Genomic DNA, 14,945 nt, shown 5'->3' on the forward strand with positions numbered 1-14,945 from the left:
TCGGATGCAGCGCCGGTAGCGCCGTCGTGGAAATTTCGGGAATGCGGATACAGACAGAAAGTACGGAGCAACGATCGATATTCCCAGCTCCTCAGACCATGGTATCGGCTCCCCGGGATCCTCATGCGAGCCCACCCACGCTGGGCCTACGCCGAACGGCTGGCGCAGACCGGCCTGACCTGCGTACCGTGGTGCTGTGCGCGATCAACTGCCTCCCGGTCTGCCCCCGGACCCCTTTGCCGGCGACCCCGCCGACCCGTCCGCAGCTCTCGATGCGATCGAACCGGGCCAGCCACTCGACCCCCACGAGCGACTCGCTGTGGAGGAAGACCTGGCCGACCTCGCCGTATACGAGGCTTTGCTGGCCCATCGCGGGATCCGTGGCCTCGTCGTGTGCTGTGAAGACTGCCAACAGGATCACTATCACGACTGGGACATGCTCCGGGCCAACCTCCTCCAGCTCCTCGTGGACGGCACCGTCCGGCCACACGAGCCTGCCTACGACCCGACACCTGAGGCGTACGTCACCTGGGACTACTGCCGCGGCTACGCCGACGCCTCGATGAACGACGCTCTGCACGGTGACGGCTTCGACGCCTGATCCGAACAACCCGTAGACGCAGCTGTGGCCCGACACGCGAAGTGTCGGGCCACAGTTGTGTGCGCCGGTAACGGCGCACCATGTCAGCTGGTGGGGGGCGGAGGCACCGGAACGGTGGTCGTGGTGGGCAAGGGCACCGTCGACTGCTGCTGTTGCTGCGTCGGCGGCTCAAAGGTCGGGAGATCGTCCGTCGGCTGTGTGGGAACCAACATGATCGTCGGATCGACCGTGGAGGGCGGCGGAGGCTCGGTCTGCGGCAGTTGAGGCAACTGCGGCAACGGAATCGGGGGGAGTCCCGGCAACTGGAGGTCGGTGCTCGGCAGAGTAGTTCCTGGCTGCGGTTCGACGCCCGGCAACGTGGTGCCCGGCAGTCCTGGCAGCGACGTCGGTAGCTCAGTGGTCTGAGCGGGCGCGTCCGTCGTGGTCGTACCGGGCGCGGGCGCCTGCGCGGTCGTGGTGGGTGCAATCTCGGCCAGCTGGGCTGCGAGCTTCGCACGCCAGACCTCGAGTTCGCGCCGCTGGTCGGCATCGCGGATACCGCCGGCCCGGTCGGCCGCGTTGTCGAGGAGGTTCTTGACGGACTCGGCGTCGCCGGTCGCGAGCATGCGCTCGGCTTCCTGCAGCTGTGACGTGGTGTCGATCTGCGCCACCGTCGAATCGGCCTGCTGGCTGAAGACCACCGATTTGACGCTCCACAGCGGATCGCCCGGTTCGGCGTTGTAGGAGAAAATGGTGGCGCCGCCCATCACGACGGCGATCGCTGCGGCAGCGCCCGCGATCGGCCGTAGTAGACGCAACTTGCCGCGAGCGGCGCTCCGGGCTTCGCGAGCATCCGCCTCGTCCATGGCCGCGATGACGTCGTCGAGCAGCGGCCCGTCCGGCATCGGTGTCGCGACGATGTCTGCACGCCAATTCGCGAGCAGGAGTGCCAGCTCGTATTGCTCCGGCGAATCCGTCGCAACAGGACCACCACCGGCGATTGCGTCGATCAGTGCATCGTCACGGCGCACTGCCGCAACGTCCACTGGTGCGTCGCCGCCTGGGAGATCGGCATCGGGATTGCCGATCCGCTTGTTTCCCCTAGCCAAACCTCTCACCTGCCTTTGTCACTTCTTTTTTCAGTTTCGCGATAGCTCGGTGTTGAGCTACGCGGACAGCTCCCGCGGTACTACCCACGGCCGCAGCCGTCTCCTCTGCCGACATTCCGACCACGAGGCGGAGGATCAAGATCTCCCGGTGCTTCTCCGGCAGCGTGCTGAGCAGATCGTTCATCTGCCTGCTCGCTTCCGAGTCGAGCGCCCTCTGTTCGGGTCCGTCATCGTTGGCTACGACATCTGGTACTTCGGCGACCGGTTCCGATTTGTTACGTGCGGAGTTCCGATGCGCATCTGCGACCTTGTGTGCGGCGATCCCGTAGACGAATGCCATGAAAGGCCGTCCCTGGTCCTCGTAGCGAGGTAAGGCGGTCATCACAGCGAGGCACACTTCCTGTGCCACGTCATCCGCGGAGAGTTGTCCCCTCTCCGCAGCACCGACCCTGGCTCTGCAGTAGCGCACAACCAGGGGCCGAATGTTTTCCAGGACCAGAGCTAAAGCGGCCCGGTCGCCCTGCGTTGCAGCGGCGACAGCGGAGTCCAACTCCTCGCTCGTATTAGTCATCGTCCGTGAATATCCTGGCGTTACAGTGGCACCTCCCCCGATGGGTGTGCTCCCGCTCTCAGCGGAACACTTAAAGGGTAACGGTGCGGACCGAGCGGTATTCGCCCGGATTCGCCCGGAAGCGCCCCTGGACGTCCGACCAGGACCATCACCGCCGGAAGTGTCCGCCGCGGCCCGCGACGATCTCCTCACACTCTTCGCGTGCCTGCTGTGCGCGCGGATCGCCGGTCACGCCGGCGAGCAACATGGCAGCGGCCCACTTCAGGGGTATCAGACCGTGTTGTTCACATCCCTCGAGTACTTCGGCGGCGAGGTGCGCAGCCGGTCCGGAATCGGATTCCCCTGTCATCGATGCGCTACGGAGCAGTTGGGATTTCAGGTGGTGGCGGACCGAACCGACGTGCGCCGAAATTTCTGCCGCGTCCACGGCGTGGCGGCGCGCCGACGAGAAGTCGGCGCCCGCCAGGAAGAGTTCGGCGCTCACCCAATGCAACCGGACGTGCTGTCGCCAGAGATTCCCGGTGTCGTCCGTATCCGCACCTTCCCCTCCGAGGTGCTGTCCACAGCGATCGAGTAGACGCCATCCCAGGGCCAGGCGTCCGCATCCCAATGCGTCGGCGGCGAGCCCGGTGAGCGCATCGCACCGTGCCGCCAGCTCGAGCGCACTCCCCGCCGCGGGGTCGGCCGGTCCGCTGCCGATCAGGGCGAGCGCCCGGCCGTCGAGACCGGACGCGGCCCGGTGGTCCCCCAGCTGCCGTAACAACGAGGCTTGCGTGCTCCAGGCCAGGGATGCGACCGCCGGACCGGCCTGCCGGTCGCGGGTGATGTCCGTGAGCTCCGCCCGCGCCCTGCTGTAACGGCCTTGACCACCCAGCGCCACCGCCCGCATCCACCGCTCCACGGGTCGCGTGGACGTCGGTAGCGGGTGCCGTCCCGGATCGGCGCCGAACGCCGCGCCGGTCAAGATCCGGGTGATGTCGATGTGGCGACTAGTGGCGGGCACGACCGCATCCTGTCACCGCTGCGCCGCAGCTTCATGTCACCACTGCGCCGGGGCTGGTCAGATGAGTGCGGTGACGGCATCGACGGCGTCACCCAGATTCCCGACCGACTTCACCGACCGGGGCAGATGTGCCGCTGCGGCCCCGGGTCCGGCCGCCAGCAATGCAAGTCCACTGCGGCGACGTCGGATGGCGCGCGAGAGAGATGCCACGTCACAGTCTCCCGCCGGCAGCCAGAGCACGATCACGTCCGGTTCTGCGTTCGTCACGGACGCGAGTAGGGCGGTGCGGCCCACCGGCCTCGAGGTGCGGACGTCGACCGACGCCGTGGCCAGCGCGGCGCCGAGCGCGCGGAACCCGAGGTCGTGCGCGATTGACGGCCGTCGAAAGTCGAGGCCGGTGGGGACGTCCACGAGCAGCACCCGTCCGCCGACGGCGATCGGGGCGTCGAGTGTCATCGTCGACAGCATGCCCGTCACGCATTCGACGAAGGCACGACAGTTCACTGCGGCCGCGTCCGAGTTCCGCCCCTCGTTCGCCCAGTCGAGGACCGGGACGAGCACGGTCTCCCACACGGCAGGCAATCCGCGCTCGGCGGCGGCGCGGGAAACGATGCGGCGGATCGTGACGATGTCGCGAGCGATCAAGGCCCTCGACAGATTCCGCACCGCAGGCTCGGCGTCTTCGAGGACGGAAATCGTGGCCGAAAAGTGCGACGAGTTTGTTTTGCCTTCGTTTACAGAGTTGTCACCCAGAATTTGCGGAGAACTCGTCGGTTCCGAATTCGACGAATATGTAGCTATTGCGTTAATCGCATATCTCGCAGCCTCGGCCGGGCTCGCCCCCTCGTCGAGCGCTTGCTGCATACACTCCAGTCGAGCCACATCCCGCGGTGTGTATCGGCGGTGACTGCCGTGAGCATGCGCGGACGGCCCGATCCCATAACGACGGTCCCAGGTGCGCAGTGTCGACGGCGCCACGCCAAGCCGTCTGGCCAGGGCGGATACCGCCATCGTCGGCTCGCTGCCGACAGGATCGGGAGCGTGCTGAGCGTCGGACTCCGCTGACTGGGACACGTCGCCATCGTTACCTGTGACCCATGGTCTTTCAACCCGAAACCGAATCACGGACCGGCCGGAATGTAAATATTTTCCAGGTTAACTTTCAGTTTGTGGGATATGTAAATTCCCACTGTGAACAACTATTGACGCGATTTCCGAAACGACTCTACGGTTAGCGACGTGAAAGATTAGCGGCTTGAACATCGAGCCCACGGTCCGCTCGCCGCCCGAGGCGAGCTTGCAGCTAAGGAGTCCATATGCCTGCACCCAACCACCTCCCCGGTCCGAACGCCGATATCTGGGATTGGCAGATGCACGGACTGTGCCGCGGAGTCGACTCCTCGATGTTCTTCCATCCCGACGGCGAGCGTGGGCGGGCGCGAGCACAGCGGGAGACCCGCGCCAAGGAGATGTGCCGCCGCTGCCCCGTCCTCGCGCAATGCCGAAACCATGCGCTGAGCGTGTCCGAGCCGTACGGAATCTGGGGCGGAATGTCCGAGACCGAGCGTGAAATGCATGCGCGGCACCGCCGCGGGCGTATCGCGGTCTGACGCGCCGGGCGGACCGACCCCGGAACCCCTCGTCCACGGACGGGGGGTTCCGTGCATCACGCACCCGGCCCGATCACCCATCCACATCGATGCCGTCTCCGAATGCCTACCGGCTGGAGGAGATGACCGGACATGCACGCTACCGTGGTGCTCGATGAAGCGAGACGAGCGTTCGTGACCCACAACGAGGGCATCTCACCGGCCGAAGATCTGTGCCCGGTGGGCTCTGCCGATGCCGCTGCAGTGCGTGCCACCGACAACGCGGAACTTCGTGACGCGATGGTCCGCGTTGCGCGCGGTGATGCCGAGGCCTTCGCGGAGCTCTACGACCGCACGAGCGCCCGCGTCCACGGACTGGTCCTGCGCGTGCTGCGCGACCCCGGATACGCCGAGGAGACCACCCAGGAAGTGTTCCTTCAGGCATGGAACACCGCGTCGAATTTCGACCCGAGCCGCGGCTCGGTGATGTCCTGGCTGATGACGCTCGCCCACCGCCGGGCGGTCGACCGTGTGCGGTCCGAACAGGCGGGTACCGACCGTCAGGCGCTCTACGAGAGCACCTCTGTTGCGGGGCCGTTCGATCACGTCACCGAAGAGGTCACCCGCCGGCTCGAGCATCAATCGGTACTCGCGTGCCTCGACACTCTCACTGCCACCCAACGCGAATCGGTCGCGATGGCGTATTACGACGGACGCACCTATCGAGAGGTCGCCGCTCACCTGGGCGTAGCCCTGTCCACGGTGAAGACCCGTATACGTGACGGGTTGACACGTCTTCGTGGATGCCTGGGAGGTCTGTGAGATGAACGAAGACCTTCTGGGCATGGCCTATCCATACGCACTGGACGCGCTCGACGACCAGGAACGCCGCGAACTCGACGCCCGGGTCGCCGTCGCCGACGAGGACACCCGAGTCGCGTTCGCCGTCGAGGTACGGGCAATTCGCGAATCCCTCGCCGTGGTCAGCGAGGTGGGCGCCGTCGCCCCGCCACCCCAGCTGCGGGCCCGGTTGCTCGAACAGATCGGACAGGACGCACAGGCCGACACCTATGCGCCCGTCCACCTCGACCACCACCGCAACCGCCGGCATCGTTGGCGGATTGCGGTGGCAGCCGCCGCTGCGGTCGGAATACTCGCAGGCGGAACCGTCATCGCCCGGCAACTCACGGAAGGCCCCGACCCGACGGTAGCCGAGCAGGTACTCCAGGCAGCGGACATGCAGTCGTCGAGCACTCCCATTCCCGGGGGCGGCTCCGCCACGGCCAGCTACTCGAAGTCCGAGGATGCCGCCGTGCTCGTCATGAACGATGTCGTCCCGCCCGCCGCCGACAGCGTGTATCAGATGTGGCTACTGCCCGAGTCCGGCGACGCACCGGTCCCCGCCGGAACCATGACCCCCGACGACGTCCTGCCGACCACCACCGTCGTCCTCGACGACATCGGACCGATGACGAAGCTGGCCTTCACCATCGAGCCGCCCGGTGGCTCACCACAGCCGACGTCGAATCCGTTCGCCGTGCTCACGCTGAGCTGAGCGAACAGGGTCAGCGGGAATACGGCCGCGACACGACGAAACCCCCGCGCGGGAAATCCGCACGGGGGTTTCGTTCGGCCGAAAGATGAAGACATCGATCGGTTCGCGGCTACCGCCTCAGTGGCTGTGTCCGTGACCGGTCTGCTCCTGCTCTTCTTCGGGCTTCTCGACCACAGCGCTCTCGGTCGTGAGGATCATCCGTGCCACCGACGCCGCGTTCACGACAGCGGAGCGGGTGACCTTGACGGGGTCGACGACACCGTCAGCGAGCAGGTCACCGTAGGTGAGGGTCGCGGCGTTGAAGCCGTGCCCCTTGGGCTGCTCGGCGACCTTGCTGGTGACGACGGAACCGTCGAGACCGGCGTTGCTGGCGATCCAGAACAGGGGCGCCTGCAGCGCTTCGCGCACGACCTTGACGCCCGTGGCCTCGTCACCGGTCAGACCGAGGTTGTCGACCAGCTCGGTGCTCGCCTGCACGAGGGCTGATCCGCCACCGGGAACGATGCCCTCGGCGACAGCAGCCTTGGCGGCGTTGACGGCATCCTCGACGCGGAACTTGCGTTCCTTGAGGTCCGTCTCGGTTGCGGCACCCACCTTGATGACCGCGACACCGCCGGCCAGCTTCGCCAGACGCTCTTCGAGCTTCTCGCGATCCCAGTCGGAGTCGGTGTTCTCGATCTCCCGGCGCAGCTGCGCGACGCGGCCCTTGATGTCGGCGTCGGTGCCGGCGCCGTCGACGATCGTGGTCTCGTCCTTGCTGACCACAACGCGACGGGCACTGCCGAGGAGGTCCAGTCCGGCCTCCTTGAGGCTCAGCCCGACCTCGGAGTTGATGACCGTACCGCCGGTGACGATGGCGAGGTCGTCGAGGAACGCCTTGCGACGGTCACCGAAGAACGGCGCCTTCACCGCGACGGCCTTGATCGTCTTCCGGATGGAGTTGACCACCAGGGTCGAGAGAACCTCGCCCTCGACGTCCTCGGCGATGATGAGAAGCGGCTTGCCGCTCTCGGCAACCTTCTCCAGCAACGGCAGGAAGTCGGGAAGTGAGCTGATCTTCTCGCGGTAGAGCAGTACGAGGGCGTCCTCGTACACGGCTTTCTGCGCGTCGAGATCGGTCACGAAATACGGCGACAGGTAACCCTTGTCGAACTGGACGCCTTCGGTGATCACGAGCTCGGTTGCGAGGCTGGAGGATTCCTCCACCGTCACGACACCGTCCGTGCCCACGCGAGTGAGCGCCTCGCCGACCAGTTCGCCGATCTCTTCGTCACGCGAGGAAACCGTGGCGACCTGGGCGATGGACTTCTTACCCTCGACCGGGGTGGCGGCCGCGAGCAGCGCCTCGACGACCTTCTCGGCGGCGGCGTTGATGCCGACTCCGAGTGCCATCGGGTTGGCGCCTGCCGCAATGTTCTTCAGACCGCCGCGAACGATGGCCTGAGCCAGCACGGTGGCGGTGGTGGTGCCGTCACCCGCGACGTCATTGGTCTTGGTGGCGACGCTCTTGACCAGCTGCGCGCCGAGGTTCTCGAAGGGATCCTCGAGGTCGATCTCCCGCGCGATGCTGACGCCGTCGTTGGTGACGGTGGGGCCGCCGAAGGCCTTCGCCAGTACTACGTGGCGGCCACGCGGACCCAAGGTCACCTTGACCGCGTCGGCCAGCTTGTCGACCCCGCGCTCGAGAGACCGGCGTGCGGTCTCGTTGAACTCAATCTGCTTGGACATGTGTTCCGTCTTCTCCTGGATTTCAGGGTTCTGCGCGTGAACGCACTCCGCCCCGGGATCCTGTAGGGACTCCGGGGCGGATCACGTATGGCCTTACTTGGAGACGACAGCCAGCACGTCGCGTGCCGACAGGATCAGGTATTCCTGACCGGCGTACTTGATCTCGGTTCCGCCGTACTTGGAGTAGATGACGGTGTCACCCTCCTTGACGTCGACCGGGATGCGGTTGCCCTGCTCGTTGACGCGGCCTTCGCCGACTGCGACGACGGTGCCCTCCTGGGGCTTCTCCTTGGCCGTGTCGGGGATGACCAGGCCGGAGGCAGTCGTCGTCTCAGCCTCGTTGGCCTGGACGAGGATCTTGTCCTCGAGCGGCTTGATGTTGACGCTCGCCACGATGAGCCCTCCACTTTGGGGTATCTGGGTCCGAGGAACATCCTCGGACACCTGTTTGAGTGTTCCGTTTACGGCACTTCACACAGCCCCGTCGTCGCGGGTGCCGGAGCTCGATCGGCGCCACTTGGCACTCTATACGTGAGAGTGCCAACGCTCAAGGAGGAGCCCCCGGCTGATCGCGCTCAGCGGAATCCCACCCTCCGGACGGGTTGTCACCTAAGGTCGTCTGGTGTCTGACATGAACCGGCGTACCTTCCTCACGATTGCCGGACTCGGCGCCATCGGAGCGGTGGGCATCAGCGGACGTCCGTGGGGACTGCAGTACGCAGGCGCCGCCCCCCTTCCCACCTCAGGAGCGGGCACCACACTCGAAGCGACAGCCGTCCCGCTGGGAACGTCCGGATACCGCAAGCTCGGCGCGGGTGCGGGTTGGCCCACGATCGTGCGCACCGAACTCGCCGAGGCCCGGAACGGCCGCGAAGACCGCCGCACCGCGCTCGCGTCGCTGGTGCAGCTCACCGACGTCCACCTCGTCGATGCCCAGTCCCCGGTGCGGTTCGAATACGTCCATCCCTTCACAGGTTCCGCGTTCCGTCCGCAGGAAACCCTCACGGCGCACGGGGTGGTCGCCCTCGTTCACCGCGTCAACGCTCTCGCCGCCGGCCCCCACACCCAGCGGCCGTTCGACGCGGTCGTGAGCACCGGCGACAACACCGACAACAAAGAGTTCGCCGAGTTGAGCTGGTTTCTCACCGCCCTCAACGGTGGCACCATCGTCCCCAACACCGGTGCGCCCGACCGCTACGAGGGCGTGCAGAATTCGGGTGCGGATCTGTACTGGAACCCGGAGTCCCCGATCCAGGACATGTACAAGAAAGCCGGCTTCCCCGAAATCCCCGGCCTGCTCGGAGCCGCGATCGACCCCGTCACCAGCCCCGGACTCCGCACGCCGTGGTACTGCGTCTTCGGGAATCACGAAGACTCCGTCGAAGGCACTGTGCCCAGCGGTATCCCACCGCTCGACGCGATGTACACCGGTTCACTGAAGTTCGAGGTTCCGGGATCGCCCGAGCAGGCGAAGGCGGTCGACATCGCGACGAAGTACGACCCCGGCGCCATCGCCGGCGTCCTCTCCGCCTTCACGACGCCACCGCGGGTGGTCACCCCCGATCCGACGCGAGCCCCGTTCACACCACGCCAGTTCATCGCGGCCCATCTGGATCCGGCCAACACCGGCCCCGGGCCGGTAGGCCACGGGTTCGCTCCCGACGCGGGTGATACGGGAATCGGCTACTACGCCTTCGACATCGCTCCCGGTGTGGTCGGTATCAGCATGGATTCCACCAATCACGCCGGTTTCGTGGACGGCTCATTGGGCGCCGCCCAGTTCCGCTGGATCGAGGACACGTTACTCGCCGGCAGCAGCGTCTACTACGACTCCGCGGGCGCCCTCGTGTCGCAGTCGCGTTCGGACACCTGGTTCGTCCTCTTCAGCCATCACACGAGCACCACCATGGACAACCTCGTCCCGGACCCGGCCAATCCGACCGAACCCCGAATTCCGGCCGCACAATTGGTGAGCCTGCTCCATCGCTTCCCGAACGTGCTCGCCTGGGTCAACGGACACACCCACGAGAACCGGATCACTCCCTGGGCCGGACCCACACCGGAACAGTCGTTCTGGGAGGTCAATACCGCATCGCACATCGACTTTCCGCAGCACGGGCGAATCCTCGAAGTGGTCGACAACGCCGACGGCACAGTGTCGATCCTCACCACCTTGTTCGAAGCCGACAGCCCGTACTCGGTCGACTACACGGACCTGTCCCCGCTCGGACTCGCCTCTCTGTATCGGGAGCTGTCCTTCAACGACATTCACACCGACCCCGTCCGGCTGGGCGCTTCCGTCGACCACAACGTCGAACTGTTGCTGTCGTCGGGTCGTTAGTCACTTCCGTCCACGGGCCCAACCGACGGCTGCCGCCACCACGCGGATGCCGACGCCGATGAGAATCAGGTTCCCGATGATCTGGACACTGACGACAGCGCGGGACGGATCGGTCGTCGCCGTGATGTCCCCGAAGCCCACGGTCGAAAACACCGTCAATGAGAAGTAGAGCGCATCCATCCGGCTGAGCGGTTCGGAAAAGTATGTCGGGTAACTCTGGGACATCAGGCTGTATCCCACGGCGTAGCCGAGCAGATAGACGGGAAGAATCAGTGCCAGCGCCTCGATGGCCTGCAGCGTGGGCACGTCGGACCGCAGAATCTGCCGGATCTGCCACACGGCGACCAGCAGCACGACCAGCAGCCCCCCCACGAGGAGCGTGACCGTGGAGATGCCGTCGACCGAGGTCCACGGGAGCACGAAGTAGCTCACGCCGCAGAGCGCAACCGTCGCGACCGGGCGCACGAGCCCGCGGCGCAGCAGCCGCCGACGATCGCGCGGGTCGAGGTTGCGAAACTCGCTGGCATTTCCCATGAAATTCCTCCGGACAACTGCGCAGGTGGGACCGGATATCGAGCGCCATCCTCGTCTCGTTGGGTCGAAACTCGAGAGCGAAAGCCACCAGATTTCTGTAACGTTCGGGTAACGGTCGCCGATTCATGGGGCAGGGATGCTTCTCATGGAGGGCGTTCCGGGAAAGACAGCAGGGCACGACGCGACAATGTGGGAGGGGGTGTGGAATGAATATGTCCTTGGGCATGTCCACGGGTGCTGCCGGAGTCGGTTCCGCCCTCGTCACCACCGACTCCAACGGTTCGCAGAGCGTCGAGTTCCGATACCTGTCGGCCGACGAGGCTCACACCGACCTCGGTGACCTCGTCCGTTCCTCTATCTCCCTCATGACCACCCAGGTGCCTGCCGACCCCACGACCCCCGACGCATTCGCCGTCACGTACCGCACTCCGGAACAGGCCCATTCGATTCGCAGTGCCGTCAGCAGGCAGCGGCATCGTGTGCACGTCGTGCCGGAAGCCGCTGCCACCCTCACGTACCTACGCCACACCGGTGAAATTGCCCAGCACGCGACGGTCGCCATCGTCGACTTCGGCGAGTCCGGTTTGTCGGTCTCGGTGGTCGATCAGGTCGACGGCACCGTGCTGCACGCCGACCGCACCGCCCAGGTGAGTGGCAGCGTGATCGACGACCTCGTGTTCGAGTACGCCGTCGCCAATCTCGCCACCCCCCACCACCTGCGGCACCTCGATCGCGAACTGCTCTCGGAGCGTTGCCGCGTCGCGAAGGAGCAGCTGTCGACCGACCTGAATGCCACGGTCGACGTCGAGTTCCGGGGCATGGCGCCGATCCGGATCAGTCGCAGCGCCTTCGAAGACTTCGCGGCACCGGTGATTCGGGTCGCTGTCGAGTTCGTCCGATCCACCGTTGCGGACTCACCACGCGCACCGGAGGCCATCGCGCTGGTCGGGGGCGGAGCGAACATTCCCGCGTTGCGGGCAGCTGTACGCAGGGCCTTCACTGCCCGTGTCGTCGCCGTCCCCGAACCGGAAACCGCCACCGCCAAAGGCGCAGCACTCCTTGCCGTATCCAATGCGATCGAGCTGTACCCGCCCACGGAGTCGACGCGGCCGAGTTCGACGGCCAAGGTGTCCGGCGCACTCGTCGGCGCGTTGGTGGTGGGCGGACTGGTACTGGGATACGGGGTACGTGAACTCGCGCCGGCACCCGACCCCAATGTCGCGCCCGCCGGGAGCGACACCTTCCACACGTCGCAGCAGCACGCGCCCGGTACGGACACACCGGCTGCTACGCGAATTCCGTCGTACGATCCCACACCGACGTCGGACTTCACCCCGGAGCAGGGTGTGCCGACTACGTCGTCGTCTCAGGGGTGGGATCGAAGCTCTGTCCGGATGCCCGACTCCACGACGAGCACAACGCCTCCCACCACGACACCACCGGCGCCGACCACCACTCCCGCGCCGACGCCCCGGCCTCCGACCGATCCCACTCAACCGGATTGGCCGCACATAGAATGGCCGGCTATTCCTCCCCTGTGGCCGCAGGTTCCCGGGGAGTCGACCCCGGATCAACCGAGCCCTGTCGCACCCTTGCCTGGAGAGAGCGCACCGCCCGCTGAGCGTGCGCCACTGCCACCGCCGCCGGAAGGCGCGCCCGCGCCGCTGCCGCCTATCGGTGACGCCGAAGAGGGAATCGCGGTGGTTCCGGCGCCGATGCCCGTGGCGCCGACTCCCGCCTTCGCACCCCCGAGTGTCTTCCCGTTCAGGTGAATACTTGACTGGTCGCCACCGAGAGGCCAGGATCGCTCGCCACGGTGAGCAATGACGGCGCTGCACCCCCCGCGACGATGTGTGCTCCCAGCGAAGCGATCATGACCCCGTTGTCGGTGCACAACCGCGGTTTCGGCACGCGCAGCGTGAGACCGGCTTCGGCGCACCGTTCCTCGGCGAGCGAGCGGATGCGTGAGTTCGCGGTGGCACCGCCGCCGAGTACCAGCGTGTCCACGCCCGTGTCGCGGGCGGCGCGTACCGCCTTCATCGTAAGGACGTCGGCTACGGCTTCCTGGAAGCTGGCGGCGATGTCGGGGATCGAATAGGCCTCGCCGGCACGCTCCTTGGCTTCGACGTACCGCGCAACCGCGGTTTTCAAGCCGGAGAAGGAAAAGTCGTGCCGCGCGTCCCTCGGCCCGGTCATCCCGCGGGGGAAGGGAATCGCGTCCCGATCGCCTTCTCGAGCTGCGGCGTCCAGTGCGGGGCCGCCGGGAAATCCGAGTCCGAGGAGGCGGGCCACCTTGTCGAACGCCTCTCCCGCCGCGTCGTCCACGGTCGTGCCGAGCTCGGTGATCGGCTTCGCGAGATCCTCGACATGCAGGAGGTGAGTGTGTCCGCCCGACACCAGCAACGCGACGCACGACGGCATCGGTCCGTGTTCCAGGGTATCCACCGCAACATGGCCACCGAGGTGGTTCACCGCGTAGAACGGAATGTCCCAGGCGGCCGCGTACGCTTTCGCGGCGGCGACACCGACCAGCAGCGCCCCGGCGAGTCCTGGACCGATGGTGACGGCGAGTGCGTCCGGCTTGCTGATGTCCGCTGCGGCGAGCGCACGCCGCATCGTCGGGACGATAGCTTCCAGATGCGCGCGGGACGCGACTTCGGGCACCACCCCGCCGTAGCGGGCGTGCTGATCGACGCTCGAGGCCACCTCGTCGGCGAGGAGCTCGCACGTACCTTCACCGTTCCACCGGACGATACCGACTCCGGTTTCGTCACACGAACTTTCGATACCCATGACGATCATTGCACCGGCTCCTCACCCGCTCCGGCGCGACGCATGGTGTACGCGTCCGCGCCGCTCGGTTGGTAGTACTGCTTTCGGGTTCCCACGATGTCGAATCCTTCACGTCGATACAGTGCGATCGCCGCGTCGTTGTCGGTCCGCACTTCTAGAAAAACCGGTCCGCCCCGCGCATCGGCCAGTCGGAGAAGTTCGGCCAGAAGCGCTCCGCCGATCCCCCGGCGCATGTACTGCGGGTCGGTCCCGATCGTGTGCACCTCCGCTTCGGGATGTGAAGGATTGCCCAGCAGGGCCAGTCCGGCATATCCCACCACCCGGCCGGTGTCGGTGCGCGCCACCACGTACCGCACGTGCGGCGCAGCCAGCTCGGCACGGAAAGCAGCTGCGCTCCAAGGTCCGTCGCCCGCAAACAGCAGGCGCTCGAGCTCGGCGCACCGCTCGGCATCCGCGGCGACCATGGGTTCGATGGAGAACGTCACTTCGGGCGATCCGCCAATTCGACCGCATCCGGTCGTCGCAGATAGAGCGGAACGAGCGGCTCCGGCACGTCCCCACCGGCCAGCACCGACGCAGCAGCCTCGACCAGTCCTGCGGGCGAGGGTGTTTCGACGGGTTCGACCGGGAGATCGAAGAAGTCGACGTGCGACGGCGACCCCGCCACCGCCTCCGACGGCATCGGCTCGAGCTCGCGGGGCTTGATCACGCCGGGCCCTTCCACCCGCCGGCCCGCCGAGTAGCGGGCCCAGTAGACTTCACGGCGGCGCGCATCGGTGACGACGAGGAGGTTCCGCTCGTCGTGCACCTGCGCGGCGATCGCGTCGAGGCTGCAGACTCCGTACACCGGTGTGCCCAGGGCATCACCGAAAGCCGCTGCGGTAGCCATTCCGACCCGGAGGCCGGTGAACGGTCCCGGGCCTACCCCGACGACGATCGCGTCGAGATCAGCCGGCCTGTGACCCGACTCGGTAATGCACTCGAGGATGTGCGGCGTGAGGACCTCGGCGTGGGCGCGCGGGTTGACCGTCACGCGCACCGCGAGCGTGTCCACCGCGTCAGTGGGCGCGGATCCTGCCGAGAACCGGACGACTCCGGCGGTCACGGCGGGTGTGGACGTATCGATGGCGAGAACAAGCACG

At 66.5% G+C, this 14,945-nt stretch carries 16 protein-coding genes and 1 pseudogene; 6 read left to right on the plus strand and 11 right to left on the minus strand.

What is annotated here, in order from left to right; translation table 11 throughout:
• The first annotated feature begins 196 nt into the window (after positions 1-196).
• On the plus strand, positions 197-601 hold the full coding sequence (locus tag R4P95_RS25085) for a DUF5319 domain-containing protein (protein WP_005239778.1): 405 nt from the start codon (positions 197-199) through the stop codon (positions 599-601).
• An 83-nt stretch (positions 602-684) separates the two neighbouring features.
• On the opposite strand, the gene R4P95_RS25090 is transcribed toward R4P95_RS25085, so the two are convergent.
• The 5 genes and pseudogenes from R4P95_RS25090 to R4P95_RS25110 all read right to left on the minus strand — a co-directional run.
• Positions 685-1,698, minus strand: a complete 1,014-nt coding sequence (locus R4P95_RS25090; RefSeq protein WP_213577199.1) for an anti-sigma-D factor RsdA — start codon at positions 1,696-1,698, stop codon at positions 685-687.
• Entirely contained in the window at positions 1,682-2,260 is a 579-nt protein-coding gene (locus R4P95_RS25095) for a sigma-70 family RNA polymerase sigma factor (RefSeq protein ID WP_109331498.1), read from the minus strand. Before R4P95_RS25095 ends, R4P95_RS25090 begins: the two co-directional genes overlap by 17 nt.
• A 148-nt stretch (positions 2,261-2,408) precedes the next feature.
• Positions 2,409-3,263 carry a hypothetical protein gene (locus R4P95_RS25100; protein WP_249354523.1) on the minus strand — a complete coding sequence of 285 codons (855 nt, stop codon included), beginning with the start codon at positions 3,261-3,263 and terminating at the stop codon, positions 2,409-2,411.
• A 57-nt stretch (positions 3,264-3,320) separates the two neighbouring features.
• Positions 3,321-3,929 (minus strand): transcriptional regulator, encoded by a 609-nt coding sequence (locus R4P95_RS25105; RefSeq protein ID WP_317746956.1) that lies wholly within the window; start codon positions 3,927-3,929, stop codon positions 3,321-3,323.
• Between the two features lie 207 nt (positions 3,930-4,136).
• Positions 4,137-4,274: pseudogene (locus R4P95_RS25110) on the minus strand (MerR family transcriptional regulator); the annotation flags it as partial.
• Between the two features lie 305 nt (positions 4,275-4,579).
• Between R4P95_RS25110 and R4P95_RS25115 the strand changes: the two are divergent.
• The 3 genes from R4P95_RS25115 (at position 4,580) to R4P95_RS25125 (ending at position 6,407) form a co-directional block, all read left to right on the plus strand.
• Positions 4,580-4,873: a WhiB family transcriptional regulator gene (locus tag R4P95_RS25115; RefSeq protein WP_005239766.1), complete on the plus strand. Its 294-nt coding sequence runs from the start codon at positions 4,580-4,582 to the stop codon at positions 4,871-4,873.
• 132 nt (positions 4,874-5,005) lie between these two features.
• Positions 5,006-5,674, plus strand: coding sequence for a sigma-70 family RNA polymerase sigma factor (locus R4P95_RS25120; RefSeq protein WP_213577198.1), 669 nt, complete (start codon positions 5,006-5,008; stop codon positions 5,672-5,674).
• 1 nt (position 5,675) lies between these two features.
• Positions 5,676-6,407 carry an anti-sigma factor gene (locus tag R4P95_RS25125; protein ID WP_317746906.1) on the plus strand — a complete coding sequence of 244 codons (732 nt, stop codon included), beginning with the start codon at positions 5,676-5,678 and terminating at the stop codon, positions 6,405-6,407.
• 117 nt (positions 6,408-6,524) lie between these two features.
• On the opposite strand, the gene groL is transcribed toward R4P95_RS25125, so the two are convergent.
• Together groL and groES are read right to left on the minus strand one after the other, a co-directional pair.
• A complete protein-coding gene (gene groL / locus R4P95_RS25130) occupies positions 6,525-8,135 on the minus strand; it encodes a chaperonin GroEL (RefSeq protein ID WP_109331503.1) in 1,611 nt (536 codons plus the stop codon).
• A 93-nt stretch (positions 8,136-8,228) separates the two neighbouring features.
• Positions 8,229-8,528, minus strand: coding sequence for a co-chaperone GroES (groES, locus tag R4P95_RS25135; RefSeq protein WP_003940763.1), 300 nt, complete (start codon positions 8,526-8,528; stop codon positions 8,229-8,231).
• 229 nt (positions 8,529-8,757) lie between these two features.
• Between groES and R4P95_RS25140 the strand changes: the two genes are divergently transcribed.
• Positions 8,758-10,476, plus strand: a complete 1,719-nt coding sequence (locus tag R4P95_RS25140) for a TIGR03767 family metallophosphoesterase (RefSeq protein WP_317746907.1) — start codon at positions 8,758-8,760, stop codon at positions 10,474-10,476.
• Here the strand turns inward: R4P95_RS25140 and R4P95_RS25145 are convergent, their stop codons facing one another.
• Positions 10,477-11,010, minus strand: coding sequence for a potassium channel family protein (locus tag R4P95_RS25145; protein WP_317746908.1), 534 nt, complete (start codon positions 11,008-11,010; stop codon positions 10,477-10,479). It lies immediately after the preceding gene.
• 206 nt (positions 11,011-11,216) lie between these two features.
• Here R4P95_RS25145 and R4P95_RS25150 point away from each other — a divergent pair, with 206 nt between their 5' ends.
• The gene (locus tag R4P95_RS25150; RefSeq protein WP_213577194.1) at positions 11,217-12,782 is read left to right on the plus strand and encodes an Hsp70 family protein; all 1,566 of its coding nucleotides are present in this window, start codon (positions 11,217-11,219) and stop codon (positions 12,780-12,782) included.
• On the opposite strand, the gene tsaD is transcribed toward R4P95_RS25150, so the two are convergent.
• From tsaD to tsaB, 3 genes are read right to left on the minus strand one after another with little or no spacing between them, the layout of a single operon-like run.
• On the minus strand, positions 12,775-13,812 hold the full coding sequence (gene tsaD, locus R4P95_RS25155; RefSeq protein WP_317746909.1) for a tRNA (adenosine(37)-N6)-threonylcarbamoyltransferase complex transferase subunit TsaD: 1,038 nt from the start codon (positions 13,810-13,812) through the stop codon (positions 12,775-12,777). The genes R4P95_RS25150 and tsaD overlap by 8 nt on opposite strands.
• On the minus strand, positions 13,809-14,288 hold the full coding sequence (gene rimI / locus R4P95_RS25160; RefSeq protein WP_159925677.1) for a ribosomal protein S18-alanine N-acetyltransferase: 480 nt from the start codon (positions 14,286-14,288) through the stop codon (positions 13,809-13,811). Before rimI ends, tsaD begins: the two co-directional genes overlap by 4 nt.
• A complete protein-coding gene (gene tsaB / locus R4P95_RS25165; RefSeq protein WP_213577192.1) occupies positions 14,285-14,944 on the minus strand; it encodes a tRNA (adenosine(37)-N6)-threonylcarbamoyltransferase complex dimerization subunit type 1 TsaB in 660 nt (219 codons plus the stop codon). The genes rimI and tsaB overlap by 4 nt, the downstream gene beginning before the upstream one ends.
• Position 14,945 lies beyond the last annotated feature (1 nt).

Source organism: Rhodococcus sp. IEGM 27, from assembly GCF_033142305.1.
GTDB lineage: Bacteria > Actinomycetota > Actinomycetes > Mycobacteriales > Mycobacteriaceae > Rhodococcus_F > Rhodococcus_F oxybenzonivorans.

Bases quoted from the DNA above. Each gene is read 5' to 3' on its own strand.
- R4P95_RS25150 (WP_213577194.1), top strand. From the start codon at position 11,217: ATGAATATGTCCTTGGGCATGTCCACGGGTGCTGCCGGAGTCGGTTCC.
- R4P95_RS25120 (WP_213577198.1), top strand. From the start codon at position 5,006: ATGCACGCTACCGTGGTGCTCGATGAAGCGAGACGAGCGTTCGTGACC.
- R4P95_RS25145 (WP_317746908.1), bottom strand. From the start codon at position 11,010: ATGGGAAATGCCAGCGAGTTTCGCAACCTCGACCCGCGCGATCGTCGG.
- R4P95_RS25115 (WP_005239766.1), top strand. From the start codon at position 4,580: ATGCCTGCACCCAACCACCTCCCCGGTCCGAACGCCGATATCTGGGAT.
- tsaD (WP_317746909.1), bottom strand. From the start codon at position 13,812: ATGATCGTCATGGGTATCGAAAGTTCGTGTGACGAAACCGGAGTCGGT.
- R4P95_RS25125 (WP_317746906.1), top strand. From the start codon at position 5,676: ATGAACGAAGACCTTCTGGGCATGGCCTATCCATACGCACTGGACGCG.
- R4P95_RS25095 (WP_109331498.1), bottom strand. From the start codon at position 2,260: ATGACTAATACGAGCGAGGAGTTGGACTCCGCTGTCGCCGCTGCAACG.
- groL (WP_109331503.1), bottom strand. From the start codon at position 8,135: ATGTCCAAGCAGATTGAGTTCAACGAGACCGCACGCCGGTCTCTCGAG.